At 73.6% G+C, this 13,720-nt stretch carries 10 protein-coding genes; 9 read left to right on the forward strand and 1 reads right to left on the reverse strand.

The window, feature by feature from the left end:
- Window positions 1-212: 212 nt before the first annotated feature.
- The 4 genes from ACH4B3_RS03185 to ACH4B3_RS03200 all read left to right on the forward strand — a co-directional run bounded on the left by ACH4B3_RS03185 (window position 213) and on the right by ACH4B3_RS03200 (window position 6,026).
- Entirely contained in the window at window positions 213-902 is a 690-nt protein-coding gene (locus ACH4B3_RS03185; RefSeq protein ID WP_398460980.1) for a DUF402 domain-containing protein, read from the forward strand.
- 133 nt (window positions 903-1,035) lie between these two features.
- Complete coding sequence (locus ACH4B3_RS03190) at window positions 1,036-1,746, forward strand: class I SAM-dependent DNA methyltransferase (RefSeq protein ID WP_398460981.1); 711 nt, start codon at window positions 1,036-1,038, stop codon at window positions 1,744-1,746.
- Between the two features lie 58 nt (window positions 1,747-1,804).
- Window positions 1,805-4,276, forward strand: coding sequence for a SpoIIE family protein phosphatase (locus tag ACH4B3_RS03195; protein WP_398460982.1), 2,472 nt, complete (start codon window positions 1,805-1,807; stop codon window positions 4,274-4,276).
- A gap of 286 nt (window positions 4,277-4,562) precedes the next feature.
- On the forward strand, window positions 4,563-6,026 hold the full coding sequence (locus tag ACH4B3_RS03200; RefSeq protein ID WP_398460983.1) for a catalase: 1,464 nt from the start codon (window positions 4,563-4,565) through the stop codon (window positions 6,024-6,026).
- 92 nt (window positions 6,027-6,118) lie between these two features.
- Here ACH4B3_RS03200 and ACH4B3_RS03205 read toward each other — a convergent pair whose 3' ends face one another.
- Window positions 6,119-8,383 carry a transglycosylase domain-containing protein gene (locus ACH4B3_RS03205; protein WP_398460984.1) on the reverse strand — a complete coding sequence of 755 codons (2,265 nt, stop codon included), beginning with the start codon at window positions 8,381-8,383 and terminating at the stop codon, window positions 6,119-6,121.
- A 234-nt stretch (window positions 8,384-8,617) separates the two neighbouring features.
- Here ACH4B3_RS03205 and ACH4B3_RS03210 point away from each other — a divergent pair, with 234 nt between their 5' ends.
- The 5 genes from ACH4B3_RS03210 (at window position 8,618) to ACH4B3_RS03230 (ending at window position 13,714) form a co-directional block, all read left to right on the forward strand.
- On the forward strand, window positions 8,618-9,544 hold the full coding sequence (locus ACH4B3_RS03210; RefSeq protein ID WP_398460985.1) for an SPFH domain-containing protein: 927 nt from the start codon (window positions 8,618-8,620) through the stop codon (window positions 9,542-9,544).
- Window positions 9,545-9,574: 30 nt separating this feature from the next.
- Window positions 9,575-9,886: a hypothetical protein gene (locus ACH4B3_RS03215; protein WP_398460986.1), complete on the forward strand. Its 312-nt coding sequence runs from the start codon at window positions 9,575-9,577 to the stop codon at window positions 9,884-9,886.
- A gap of 224 nt (window positions 9,887-10,110) precedes the next feature.
- On the forward strand, window positions 10,111-10,635 hold the full coding sequence (locus ACH4B3_RS03220) for a PadR family transcriptional regulator (protein WP_398460987.1): 525 nt from the start codon (window positions 10,111-10,113) through the stop codon (window positions 10,633-10,635).
- On the forward strand, window positions 10,632-11,318 hold the full coding sequence (locus tag ACH4B3_RS03225; RefSeq protein ID WP_398460988.1) for an ABC transporter ATP-binding protein: 687 nt from the start codon (window positions 10,632-10,634) through the stop codon (window positions 11,316-11,318). Before ACH4B3_RS03220 ends, ACH4B3_RS03225 begins: the two co-directional genes overlap by 4 nt.
- Window positions 11,315-13,714 (forward strand): ABC transporter permease, encoded by a 2,400-nt coding sequence (locus ACH4B3_RS03230; protein WP_398460989.1) that lies wholly within the window; start codon window positions 11,315-11,317, stop codon window positions 13,712-13,714. The genes ACH4B3_RS03225 and ACH4B3_RS03230 overlap by 4 nt, the downstream gene beginning before the upstream one ends.
- The last annotated feature ends 6 nt before the right edge of the window (window positions 13,715-13,720 follow it).

Genomic DNA, 13,720 nt, shown 5'->3' on the forward strand with positions numbered 1-13,720 from the left:
GGCGGTGCCGGGGGCCCCGGGTTCCGTCCGGGCGGTGGGCCGTGGGCTCCGGGGCGGGGCCCCGTGTGCGGGACTGCTGCCGGGCCGTGCCCGGGGCCGTGGGGCCGTGCCCGGGCCCGTGTGCCCGCGGCCCGCTTTCCGGGTGTGTCACGGGGAGGGGCCTGCGGCATATGTCACGGCGCACCGGGCGGCCGCCCACCTAAGATCTGCGCATGACAGCGGATACGGCCCGGACGGCGGGCGCGGCAGGCGGCACGGCTCGCTGGGCTCCGGGGGACCAGATCCTGTGGCGCTACCGGGGCAACGCCACCGACCGTATCCACATCTGCCGCCCGGTCACCGTCGTCCGGGACACCGCCGAACTGCTGGCCGTCTGGCTGGCGCCGGGCACCGTGTGCGTGAAGCCGCAGCTGGCCGACGGGACCCCGGTGCACCACGAGCCGCTGGGCACCCGCTACACCAAGCCCCGCACCACGGCCCGGTGCGAGTGGCTGGGCACCGGGGTGCTCAAGCTGGCCCGGCCGCGGGACCCGTGGTCGGTGTGGCTGTTCTGGGAGCCGGGCTGGGCGTTCAAGAACTGGTACGTCAACCTCGAGGAGCCGCGCCGCCGGTGGCCCGGCGGGGTGGACTCCGAGGACCATTTTCTGGACATCGCCGTCTACCCCGACCGCAGCTGGGAATGGAAGGACGAGGACGAGTTCGCCCAGGCGCAGCGGGCGGGGCTGATGGGGCCCCGGCAGGCCGCTCGGGTACGGGCCGCCGGGCAGGCCGCCGTCGACCTCGTCTCGGCCTGGGGAGCCCCGTTCCCGGACGGCTGGGAGCACTGGCGACCGGATCCGTCCTGGACGGTGCCGGAGCTGCCGGCTGACTGGGATCGTATGTCGGCGCACTCGGGGTCATGAACCTCTTGCTGTCCCCCTGTGTTTCAAACGTAGGATCGTCGTCCGGAAGACTGCGCGGACCGAAAAAGAGACAACGGCACAACTCACGGACGATGCGGAAGATTTGACGCACGGTCACAGGAGGGGCGGAGTCGTGAGCGGTGACGGCGACGGGTACAAGGGGTACGAGGGTTTCGACCGGCTGGTGCTGGACCGCGCCGGTCAGGCCGAGGCGTTCGATGCCATCGGTGACCGCTACGACGAGGCCTTTCCGCACAAGGAAGGGCAGCTCGGCAGCGGGCACTGGCTGGCCACCGCCCTCCCGCCCGGCTCCCGGATCCTGGACGTGGGCTGCGGTACCGGGGTGCCCACGGCCCGTCAGCTGATCGACGGCGGCCACCGGGTGGTGGGCGTCGACATCTCCCCCGGCATGCTGAAGCTGGCCCGGCACAACGTCCCCGGCGCCGAGTTCCACCGGGTGGACCTGGCCGATCTGCGGCCCGGCGGGACCTATGGCCCCGGTGGGCCGCGCGACCTGGGCACCTTCGACGGAATCGCGGCCTTCTTCTCCCTGCTGATGCTGCCGCGGGCGGAGATTCCGCACGCGCTGCGGACACTGCGCGGGCTGCTGAGACCCGAGGGGCTGCTGGGGCTGTCGATGGTCGAGGCCGACGTGGACGACTTCGCGATCCCGTTCCTGGGCCACACGATCCGGGTATCCGGTTTCCTGCGGGACGAGCTGCGACAGGTCGTGCGTGACGCGGGTTTCGAGGTGACCGGGGAGGAGTCCCACGCCTACGCCCCGGCCAGTACGGACGTACCGCCCGAGATCCAGCTCTTCCTGCACTGCCGACGACGTGCCTGACACCCGGTGCGCCCCGATGGAGAACGGCGCACGGCCCCGGACGGACGGAAACCCACGCGTGACGGAGCACTCCACCTCCCCAGAGAATCGGCGGGCCGAGGCACCCGCCGCGGTCTCGCGCGCCCGGCAGGCCCCGGACGCCGACGACGGCGCGCGCCCGCGGTATCCGGCCGCCGACGCGGCGCCCGGAGCGCCGGACGGCGGCCGCGGCGCCCCACCGGCCGGCGCGGCGGCGCGGCCCGACCCGGCGGTGCCGCCGCCGCTCACCCACCGGGACCCGGTCGACCCCCAGCACAGCACCCCACGGGGCGACTGCGGCTGGGACCCGGAGCGCAACGCCGCGACCGGGGCGGCGCACCCACCCGACGGCACCGGCCGCGGCGGACCGGCCGCCGGCGGCCACCCGGAACAATGGGGCGGAAGCCCCCGGGACCACCGGACGGATCCGGAAGCGGCGGCCGGGTACGGCCACCGCGACCCGTTCGGCGGTGCGCACGCGCCGGGGATCCCCCCGGCGGACGCCTCCTCGGGGACGCCACCGGGCGGGTTCCGGGGGAACCGGCGGGAAGACGCGGCCGGGGGAGGCAGGGACCGGGACGCCGCCGCACGGGCGGCGGGACAGGGACACGGACAGGGGCACGGCGAGATGACGGACGACAGCGGGCGCGCGGGGACCGCGGGCGAGGCAGCCCTCGGGGACGCTCCGGCGACCGGTGCGCCGGCCGCCCGCCGGGCGCTCGGGGACACCGGCCCGCTGCCGGTGCCGTCGCCCGGCCACGGCGTGGTGGACGGCGGGCCGGGCCCGGCGGTACGCGACCGCGGCGGGGACCGGCTGCGGTTCGTGGGGGCGGCCACCCGGCGGATCGCCCGCGGCATCGACCTGGACGAGATCGTGCTCGGCCTGTGCCGGGCCACCGTCCCCACCTTCGCCGACGCGATCCTGGTCTATCTGCGGGACCCGCTGCCGGTGGGGGACGAGCGCCCGGTCGGGCCGGTGGTGCTGCGGCTGCGCCGTACCGACCGGATCCCGGAGGAGCCGGACACCGAGGGCGTGCGGCTGCCGATGGCGCCCGCACAGCCCGACCTGTCCCCGTTCATGGCGGGCGGGCCGGCCAGCGAGCTGTGCGAGGTGGAGCCGGGCGGGCCGCTCGCCGAGGTGCTGCGCGGGGTGCGCCCGGTGTTCGGGGACTCCTCCGCCGCCCGGGCCGCGCTGCCCGAACTGCTGGGCGACGGGCGGTCGGTGGCCACCGGTCAGCGTACGGTGCTGGCGCCGCTGCGGGGGCGGCGCCGGGTGATCGGCGCCGCCGTGTTCGTCCGCCGTCCGGACCGGCCCTCCTTCGAGCCGGACGACCTGCTGGTGGCCGCGCAGCTGGCCACCCACACCGCGCTCGGCGTGGACAAGGCGGTGCTGTACGGCCGCGAGGTGTACATCGCCGACGAGTTGCAGCGCACCATGCTGCCCGACTCCCTCCCGCAGCCCACCGGTGTCCGGCTGGCCAGCCGCTACCTGCCCGCCGCCGAGACCGCGCGGGTGGGCGGCGACTGGTACGACGCGATCCCGCTGCCGGGCAACCGGGTCGCGCTGGTGGTGGGCGACGTCATGGGCCACTCCATGACGTCCGCCGCGATCATGGGTCAGCTGCGGACCACCGCGCAGACCCTGGCCGGTCTCGACCTGCCGCCGCAGGAGGTGCTGCACCACCTCGACGAACAGGCGCAGCGGCTGGGCACCGACCGGATGGCCACCTGCCTGTACGCGGTCTACGACCCGGTCGCGCACCGCATCGTGGTGGCCAACGCGGGCCATCCGCCGCCGGTGCTGCTGCACCGCGGCGGGCGCGCGGAGGTGCTCCGGGTGCCGCCGGGCGCGCCGATCGGCGTCGGCGGGGTGGACTTCGAGGCGGTGGAGCTGGACGCCCCGGAGGGCGCCACGCTGCTGCTGTACACCGACGGCCTGGTCGAGTCGCGGATGCGGGACGTGTGGACGGGCATCGAGCAGCTGCGGGAGCGGCTGACCGCGACCGCCCGGCTCACCGGCCCCAACCCGCCGCCGCTGGAGCCGCTCTGCGACGAGGTGCTGGACATGCTCGGCCCGGGCGACCGGGACGACGACGTGGCCCTGCTGGCCGCCCGCTTCGAGGGCATCGCGCCCAGCGACGTGGCGTACTGGTTCCTGGATCCCAAGGCGCAGACCGCCGGGCAGGCGCGCCGGCTGGCCCGCCGGGCGCTGGACCGCTGGGGGCTGAGCGAACTGACGGACGCGGTGGAACTGCTGGTCAGCGAGGTGGTGACGAACGCGGTGCGGTATGCCGAGCGGCCCATCACGCTGCGTCTGCTCCGCACCGACGTGCTGCGCTGCGAGGTGGGGGACGACGTGCCCCAGCTGCCCCGGCTGCGCCAGGCCCGGCCCTCCGACGAGGGCGGGCGCGGGCTGTACCTGGTGAACCGGATGGCGCGGCGGTGGGGCGCGACCCGGCTGAGCGCCGGCAAGGTGGTCTGGTTCGAGCTGGCGATGCCGCCGTCGGTCTGAGCGGCCGGTCCGCCCGCCGGCAGCGGTCCGGCGGGCGCGCCGGCCGGACCGGCACCGCATCGCACCGGCGGGCGGGCGCGGGGCCGCCGGCCGGCCGGGGCCCGGCGGCCCGGCGCGCGGCACCGGTCCCGGTGGTCCGGCGCGCGGCACCCGGGGCACGGTGGTCCGTACGGGCGACGGCGGGTGACCGCCGCGGATGTGAGCGGTTGCCGAGGGGACGGCGGCAGAGTTCACTCAAGGGTGGACAAAGCGGACCTACCACCCCACCGCCCGGGAGGCGCTCGACATGGCCGAACCCGCTCAGGACGTCCCGTACACCACCAACAACGCCGGAATCCCGGTGGAGAGCGACGAGCACTCGCTCACCGTCGGGCCCGACGGTCCCATCCTGCTCCAGGACCACTACCTCATCGAGAAGATGGCCCAGTTCAACCGTGAACGGGTCCCGGAGCGCGTGGTGCACGCCAAGGGCGGTGGCGCATACGGCTTCTTCGAGGTCACCAACGACGTCAGCCAGTTCACCCGGGCCGATCTGTTCCAGCCGGGCAGACGGACCGGGATGCTGGCCCGGTTCTCCACCGTCGCGGGTGAGCAGGGCAGCCCCGACACCTGGCGCGACCCCCGCGGCTTCGCGCTGAAGTTCTACACCCAGCACGGCAACTACGACCTGGTCGGGAACAACACCCCGGTCTTCTTCGTCCGGGACCCGCAGAAGTTCCAGGACTTCATCCGCTCGCAGAAGCGCCACCCGGCGACCGGGCTGCGCAACAACGACATGCAGTGGGACTTCTGGACGCTGTCCCCGGAGTCGGCGCACATGGTCACCTGGCTGATGGGGGACCGCGGCGTGCCCCGCACCTGGCGCCACATGAACGGCTACGGCTCGCACACCTACATGTGGGTCAACGGCGGCGGCGAGCGGTTCTGGGTGAAGTACCACATCAAGACCGACCAGGGCATCGACTTCCTCACCCAGGAGGAGGCGGACCAGCTGGCCGGGGAGGACGCGGACAAGCACCGGCGGGACCTGTACGAGGCCATCGAGAGCCGCAACGCCCCCTCCTGGACCATGTACGTGCAGGTCATGCCGTTCGAGGACGCGCCCGGCTACCGCTTCAACCCCTTCGACCTGACCAAGGTGTGGCCGCACGGCGACTACCCGCTGATCGAGGTCGGCCGGATGACGCTCGACCGGAACCCGGAGGACTACTTCATCCACATCGAGCAGGCCGCGTTCGAGCCGTCGAGCATGGTGCCCGGTATCGGCCCGTCCCCGGACAAGATGCTGCTCGGGCGGCTGTTCTCCTACCCCGACACGCACCGGTACCGGATCGGCCCCAACTACACCCAGCTGCCGCCCAACCGGCCGCACTCCCCGGTGCGCAGCTACGCCAAGGACGGCCCGATGCGCTACGAGCCGTCCCGCACCGCCGCCGTGTACGCCCCGAACTCGCACGGCGGCCCGGCCGCCGACACCGCCCGCTTCGGTGATCCGGCCGGCTGGCGGACGGCGGGCGAGATGGTCCGCGAGGCGTACCGGCTGCACGACGAGGACGACGACTGGAGCCAGCCGGGCACCCTGGTCCGCCAGGTGCTGGACGACCCCGCCCGGGAGCGGCTGGTGGGCAACGTCTCCGGGCACCTGAAGCAGGGCGTCAGCCGTGCGGTCCTGGACCGCGCCCTCCAGTACTGGCGCAACATCGACAGGGACCTGGGCGACCGCATCGCCAAGCGCCTCGACGGCGCCTGAGTGCCGGCCCCGCCGCCGCCCGCCCGGCGCGGGCCGCCCGAGGGCGGCCCGCGCCGGCCGCGCGATACCCGCGGGCGGCGCGGCGCCGGCCGTCAGTCGCCGAAGTTCCCGCGCCCCTGCCGGCGGTCGCTCTCGGTGGGGTCGACGGTCGGCGGGACCGTCGGCAGGGTCGGCTCCCCGGTCGGCGTCGGCTCCTCGGTGGGGGTCGGCTCCTCGGTGGGGGTCGGCTCCTCGGTGGGGGTCGGGGTGGTGCGGGTCGGGGTGGGCGTCGGGGTCGGGGTCTCCTCGGTGCGGGAGGGCGTGGGGGTCGGCGGGGTGGTCTCCGGGGTGCGGGTCGCCGGCGCGGTCGGGGCCGGGGTGGCCCCCGGGCCCAGGTCGGTGTCCAGCTCGAACCCGGACGCGGACTTCCCCTTCAGCGCCCTGTCCATGTACGCGGCCCAGATGTCGGCCGGGTAGCCGCCGCCGTCCACCCGTCCGCCGCCGCCGGTGCCGCGCAGCGTGACCTGCTTGCCGCCCGTGCCCTCGCCGAAGATGCCGACCGCGGTGACCAGGTCCGGGGTGTAGCCGACGAACCAGGCCGACTTGTTGAGGTCGGAGGTGCCGGTCTTGCCCGCCACGGCCTGGCCGCTGCGGCGGACCGCGGAGCCGGTGCCGTCGTCGACCACGCCGGTCAGCACCGAGGTGACCGCGTCGGCCGCCTCGCGGCTGATCACCTGCTCGCCGATCGGGTCCGGCAGGTCCGCCTCCTCGGCGTCGCCCTTCGTCGCCGACCGGACCAGCTGCGGGGTGACCTTCTCGCCGTGGTTGTCGAGGGTGGCGTACACCCCGGCCATGTCCAGCGGGCTGGCGCCCATCACGCCCAGCGACATCGAGGGGTTCTCCCCGAAGCCGCCCGCCCCCGCGTCCATGCCGAGCGCGACCGCGGTCTCCTTGACCCTGTCCAGCCCGACGTCCACGGCCATCTGCGCGAAGACCGAGTTGACCGAGCGGTTCATGGCCTCCTGGACGGTGATCGGGCCGTAGTCGCGCTCGTCCTCGTTGGGCGGGGAGAACGCGGTGGTGCTGCCGACGACCGGGCGCCGGTTGCCGCCGTCGTAGACGGTGTCGGCCCGGATCGAGGTGCCGTCCTGGGTGACCGAGTCGTGCTCCAGCGCGGCGGCCAGGATCAGCGGCTTGAAGGTGGAGGCGGGCTGGAAGTCCCGCCGGGTGGCGTTGCTGGTGTAGTGCTCGGGCCAGCCCGCGCCGCCGTAGAGGGCGACCACCGCGCCGGTCTCGGGGTCGACGGAGGCCGCGCCGGGCTGCGCGTGCTTGTCGGTCGGCCGGGCCTTCGGGTCGAGGTCGTCGATCAGCTGCTCCCGGACCGCGGCCTGGAGCTGCTGCTGCTTCTTCCGGTCGATGTTGAGCTTGATGGTCCAGCCGCCGGCCTCCAGCTCCTGCTCGCTGACACCGGCCTTGAACAGCTCCTTCTTGGCGGCCTCGACCAGGTAGCCGGTCTGGCCCTCCAGGCCCGGGTCGGGGCGCGGGGCGATCGGCTTGGGGAACTTCATGCCGGCGCGCTCGCCGGCGTCCAGCCAGTCCTTCTCGACCATGTTGTCCAGCACGTAGTTCCAGCGCTGCTGGACCAGCCGCTTGCCGTTGGGGCCCGCGGCCGCCCAGTCGTACTGGCTGGGGGCCTGGAGCAGCGCGGCGAGGTAGGCGCCCTGCTGGACGCTCAGCTTCTCCACGTCGACGCCGTAGTAGGCACGGGCGGCCGCCTGGATGCCGTGCGCGCCGCGCCCGTAGTAGCTGGTGTTGATGTAGCCCTCGAGGATCTCGTCCTTGGACATCCGCTGGTCCACCTTGAGCGAGATGACCAGCTCCCGGAGCTTCCGGCTGACCGTCTGCTCCTGGCTGAGGTAGTAGTTCTTGACGTACTGCTGGGTGATGGTGGAGCCGCCCTGCTTGCCCTTGCCGAGCAGGGTGTTGATCATGCCGCGGGCGGTGCCGCTGATCGAGACGCCGGAGTCGCTGTAGAACTCCTTGTTCTCGGCCGCCACGAAGGTGTGCTGGACGTCCTTGGGGATCCGGGACAGCGGGACCGACTCGCGGTTCACGTCTCCGGTGCGGGCCAGGATCGTGCCGTCGCTGTAGGTGTAGATGTTGCTCTGCTTGCGGGCGTCGGCGTTCGCGCCGGGCACGTCCACCCACAGGTAGAGGGCGATGAAGGAGCCGATGATCAGGGCGCACACGGAGAGGAAGTAGGCGAGGACCTTCTTCCAGGTGAAGAACCTGCGTATGCCGGTCTTCTTGGTCTTCGCGGCCTTCGTGGCCGCGCGAGCGCCCTTCTTCCGCGCCCGTCGCTCGTCCGCTCGGCCCATCGCTCCCGCCGCTCCAGTCTCTTCATCCCCCAAGTCAGCTGTCGAAGCTAACACCGCAAGTGGCACCAAACGCCTATCGATCACGCTTTTTCGGGGCGTGACATACAGCACCCCGCCGCCTGGAACTGACCACCAGGGGGTGCCGGAGGTTGCCCTGGCGCATTAAAGTGCTATCACTTTGCTAGACAGTTCCGGGTGAGGCGGCAGCGCCGCCTCCGACCACACGGGGGACCCATGTCCGCGACCGACCTTCCCGCCCCGGCCAGGCCACAGGTGCGGGAGCACCCCGCCGGCAACGCGTCCGGGACGCTCCCGCTCCTCCTCGCCCTGCTCGGACTGCTCGCCGGACCGGCCGGGGTCGTGCTGGGCTCGATGGCGGCCGCGAACGGTGACGGCGGGGTGGGCGCCGCGGTCATCGTCACCGCGTGCCTGCTGATGCTCGCCGCCGTGCTGACGCTGTGCGGACTGAACTCGGTGGCACCGGGCGAGGCCCGGGTCGTGCAGCTCTTCGGCCGCTACCGGGGCACCATCCGCACCGAGGGCCTGCGCTGGGTGAACCCGTTCACCAGCCGCGCGAAGATATCCACCCGGGTCCGCAACCACGAGACCGCCGTCCTGAAGGTCAACGACGCCTACGGCAACCCCATCGAACTCGCCGCGGTGGTGGTGTGGCAGGTGGAGGACACCGCCCAGGCCGTCTTCGAGGTCGACGACTTCCTGGAGTTCGTCTCCACCCAGACCGAGGCCGCCGTCCGGCACATCGCCATCGAGTACCCCTACGACGCGCACGAGGAGGCGGGGCTCTCGCTGCGCGGCAACGCCGAGGAGATCACCGAGAAGCTCGCCGCGGAACTCCACGACCGGGTCGCGGCCGCGGGTGTACGGATCATCGAGTCACGCTTCACCCATCTGGCATACGCTCCGGAGATCGCGTCGGCGATGCTCCAGCGGCAGCAGGCGAGCGCGGTCGTCGCGGCGCGGCAGCAGATCGTGGAGGGCGCCGTCGGCATGGTGGAGCAGGCCCTGGCGCGCATCAGCGAGCAGGGCGTCGTGGAACTGGACGAGGAGCGCAAGGCGGCCATGGTCAGCAATCTGATGGTGGTGCTGTGCGGCGATCGGGCACCTCAGCCGATCATCAACGCGGGCACCCTCTACCAGTGACGGACCCCGACCAGTGACGGACCCCCAGTGGTGACGGACGACAGCTCCGACCCCCCGCGCCGGCCGCGGCAGCAGCGCAAGCAGGTGCTGCTGCGGCTGGACCCCGCCGTGCACGACGCCCTCGCCCGGTGGGCCGACGACGAGCTGCGCAGCGCCAACGCGCAGATCGAGTTCCTGCTGCGCAGGGCGCTGGCCGAGGCCGGGCGGCTGCCGAGGACGGCCGGCCCGATGCCGCGCCGGGGACGCCCGCCGCGAGCGGCGGCGGAGCCGGCGGGCGAACCGGGGGGCGAACCGGGGAACGGGGGCGGGGGCGAGGAAGACGGCGGCCGGCCGGCCGGGTAGCCGCCGCACCCCAGCCCCGCTCCCGACTCCCCCGGCTCCCCGCCTGAGCCCGTATCGCCCCCCTCTCCCGCTCCCCTCCGGGCCCTCCCGTCGACCGGCATCCACCGGCCGACGGGAGGGCCCGCACCGTTTCCCCGGCCCCGTCGCACCGCTCCCACCTGGGCGGACGCACTATCCACTCCGTCTATACATGCCATGTATACACGTGGTGTACAGTCCTTCGCATGTCAATCGGCCACACACTGCTCGGGCTGCTCGAAACGGGCCCGCGCCATGGTTACGACCTCAAGCGGGCGTTCGACGAACGCTTCGGGCACGACCGCCCGCTCCACTACGGGCAGGTCTACTCGACCATGTCGAGACTGCTGAAGAACGGCCTCGTCGAGGTCGACGGCATCGAGCCCGGCGACGGGCCGGAGCGGAAGCGGTACGCCATCACCGACGCCGGCATCACCGACGTCGGGCAGTGGCTGGCCGAACCGGAGAAGCCCGAGCCCTACCTCCAGTCGACCCTGTACACCAAGGTCGTCCTGGCGCTGATGACCGGCCGGGACGCGGCCGACCTCCTGGACGTGCAGCGCGCCACCCATCTGCGGATGATGCGCGACCTCACCCAGCGCAAGCGGACCGGGGACCTCGCCGACCAGCTGATCTGCGACCACGCCCTGTTCCATCTGGAGGCCGACCTGCGCTGGCTGGAGCTGACCGCCGCCCGGCTGGACCGGCTCGCCGAGGCGGTGCACCCGTGACCCCCGCCGGCTCGCTGCTCGTCGCCGAGCAGCTCCACAAGGCCTACGGGCCCACCCCCGCGCTGGACGGCGCGGACTTCTCCATCCACGGCGGTGAGGTGGTCGCCGTCATGGGACCGTCCGGCTCCGGCAAGTCCACGCTGCTGCACTGCCTGGCGGGCATCGTCCGCCCGGACGCGGGCAGCGTGCGCTACTCCGGCCACGAACTGTCCGCGATGTCCGACGCCCGGCGCAGCGCCCTGCGCCGCGGCGAGTTCGGCTTCGTCTTCCAGTTCGGCCAGCTCGTGCCGGAGCTGACCTGCCGGGAGAACGTCGCCCTTCCGCTGCGGCTGAACGGGGTCCGGCGCAAGGAGGCCGAGGCGCGCGCCGACGAGTGGCTGGCCCGGCTGGAGGTGGACGACGTGGCCGGCAAGCGGCCCGGCGAGGTCTCCGGCGGCCAGGGCCAGCGGGTCGCGGTCGCCCGGTCGCTGGTCACCCGGCCGCGGGTGCTCTTCGCCGACGAGCCCACCGGCGCCCTGGACTCCCTCAACGGTGAGCGGGTGATGCAGTTGCTCACCGACGCGGCCCGGGACACCGGGGCGGCCGTCGTGCTGGTCACCCATGAGCCCCGGGTCGCGGCGTACTCCGACCGCGAGGTCGTGGTCCGGGACGGCAAGGCGCGCGACATGGCGGGTGTCGGATGACGGCCACCGGCACCCGGCCCGCGCCGCCCGCCGCCACCGTCGAGGCCACCGGCGGCCGCGCCGGTGTCCGGCGCTGGGCCGCCGACCTGGCCATGGGTACCCGGTTCGCGGTGACCGGCGGCCGGGAGGGCTGGGCCCGCACCGTGCTGACCGCGCTCGGCGTCGGCCTGGGCGTGACGCTGCTGCTGGTCGCCGCCTCCGCACCCGCCATCCTGTCCGCCCGGGAGAGCAGGGTGGAGAACCGCAACACCTACCAGGGGGGCGAGGTGCCGAAGCCCGGCCCCCACTCGGTGCGCTTCGACCACGTCACCACCCGCTACCACGGCGACGACATCGCCGGGGTGCGGCTGTACGGGGAGGGCGAGAAGCCCGCGGTCCCGCCCGGCCTGGACCGGATCCCGCGCCCCGGTGAGATGGTGGTCTCCCCCGCCCTGGGTGAACTCCTCGACTCCGAGGACGGCGCGCTGCTCGCGCAGCGCCTGCCGTACCGGGTGGTGGACACCATCGGCGGTCAGGGCCTGAGCCATCCGCGGGAGCTGTACTTCTACGCGGGCGTCGACCGCGCCACCGCCGAGGCCGACGACTACTCGCGCCTGGACCGCTGGCACCCCGACGACCTGCCGCCGGAGGAACTCTCCCCGGAGCTGGTGCTGCTGATCGTCGTCGGGTGCGTGGTACTGCTGCTGCCGGTCGTCACGTTCATCGCCACCGCCGTGCGGTTCGGCGGCGAGCGCCGCGACCGGCGGCTGGCCGCACTGCGCCTGGTGGGTGCCGACAGCCGTATGACCCGCCGGATCGCCGCGGGCGAGGCGATGTTCGGCGCGCTGCTCGGCCTCGCCGTCGGCGCCGGGCTCTTCGCGCTGCTCCGGCAGCTGGCCGACGACGTCAGCGTGCGGGGCTACACCGCCTTCCCCTCCGACGTGGCCCCGTCCGCGCCGCTGGCCGGGCTGATCGCGGTGGCCGTCCCGGCGAGCGCGGTGGTCGTCACGCTGGTCGCACTGCGCGGCGTCACCATCGAGCCGCTGGGTGTGGTGCGCGACGCCCGGCCGCGGCGCCGCCGGCTGTGGTGGCGGCTGGCGCTGCCGGCCGCCGGCCTGGCCCTGCTGCTCCCGCTGACGAGCAGTTACGGCGCCGGGGGCCGCGCCGAGAGCCTGCAGGTGTCGGCCGGCGCGGTGCTGATGCTGATCGGCACCACCGCGCTGCTGCCGTGGGCGGTGGAGGCCGCCGTGGCCCGCTTCCGCGGCGGGCCGCTGCCCTGGCAGCTCGCCACCCGGCGGCTCCAGTTGAGCAGCGGTACGGCGGCCCGCGCGGTGAGCGGCATCACGGTCGCGGTGGCCGGGGCCATCGCGGTCCAGATGCTCTTCTCCAGCGTGCGGGCGGAGAACACGGAGGCCACCGGCGCGGATCTGACACGAGCCCAGTTCGTGTCCTACGTCTCCGTCCGTGAGCACACGGATCCCCGGAAGGTCGTCGACGCCTTCCGCCGGACCGAGGGGGTGACCCAGGCCATGGGAATGGTCGAGGCCTATGCGTCGGAGGTGAACCCCGGGGATCCCGAGGACATCAGCGAGGCCCCGCTCGCCGTCGCCGACTGCGCCTCGCTGCGCGAGCTGGCCCGGATCCCGGACTGCCGGGACGGCGCGGTCTACCTCACCGAGCCCGGGTCCGGCATGGGCAGCGAACACTCCGTGCGGCCCGGGGACCGCATCGACCTCAGGTCGGACACCACCCGGCCGGCGAAGGACGGTGCCGCGGTGTGGACCGTGCCCCGCACGGCGTCGTGGGTGAAGCCCAGGACCAATCCGATGGGTGGCGAGTTCAGCGGCGTCCTGATCACACCGGCGGCGATCGACGTGGCGCGACTGCCGGACCCGACCGCACTGACGATGGTGAGCCTGGACCCGGAGGTGGCGGACGCGCTGGAGCTCGCCCGGAACACCGACGCCCGCTTCGACTCGGACATGAACGGCTGGGCGCTCTCCGCCACCTCGGAGGACGAGCAGTTCGCGGACGTCCGCAAGGGCCTGCTCATCGGCGCCACCGCCACCCTCCTGCTGATCGGCGCCAGCATGATCGTCTCCACCCTGGAGCAGCTGCGCGAACGCCGGCGTCTGCTGGCGGTCCTGGTGGCCTTCGGCACCCGCCGGTCCACCGTCGGCTGGTCGGTGCTGTGGCAGACGGCGGTTCCGGTGGTCATCGGGCTGGCGATATCCGTGGCGGGCGGGCTGGCGCTGGGGACCGTGCTGCTGAAGATGATCCAGTCGCCGGTGGCGGTGGACTGGGCGAGCCTGGTCACCATGACCGGGATCGGCGCCGGGGTGATCGCCCTGGTGACCCTGGTCAGCATGGGCCCGCTGTGGCGGATGATGCGCCCGGACGGTCTGCGGACCGAGTAGCCCCGC

It is taken from the genome of Streptomyces sp. NPDC018031 (assembly GCF_044327625.1).
In the GTDB taxonomy this organism is placed as follows: Bacteria; Actinomycetota; Actinomycetes; order Streptomycetales; family Streptomycetaceae; genus Streptomyces.

What these genes read in the sequence shown, in the direction of transcription:
- ACH4B3_RS03185 (WP_398460980.1), top strand. Translation starts at nt 213, where the DNA reads ATGACAGCGGATACGGCCCGGACGGCGGGCGCGGCAGGCGGCACGGCT.
- ACH4B3_RS03200 (WP_398460983.1), top strand. Translation starts at nt 4,563, where the DNA reads ATGGCCGAACCCGCTCAGGACGTCCCGTACACCACCAACAACGCCGGA.
- ACH4B3_RS03205 (WP_398460984.1), bottom strand. Translation starts at nt 8,383, where the DNA reads ATGGGCCGAGCGGACGAGCGACGGGCGCGGAAGAAGGGCGCTCGCGCG.
- ACH4B3_RS03210 (WP_398460985.1), top strand. Translation starts at nt 8,618, where the DNA reads ATGTCCGCGACCGACCTTCCCGCCCCGGCCAGGCCACAGGTGCGGGAG.
- ACH4B3_RS03220 (WP_398460987.1), top strand. Translation starts at nt 10,111, where the DNA reads ATGTCAATCGGCCACACACTGCTCGGGCTGCTCGAAACGGGCCCGCGC.
- ACH4B3_RS03230 (WP_398460989.1), top strand. Translation starts at nt 11,315, where the DNA reads ATGACGGCCACCGGCACCCGGCCCGCGCCGCCCGCCGCCACCGTCGAG.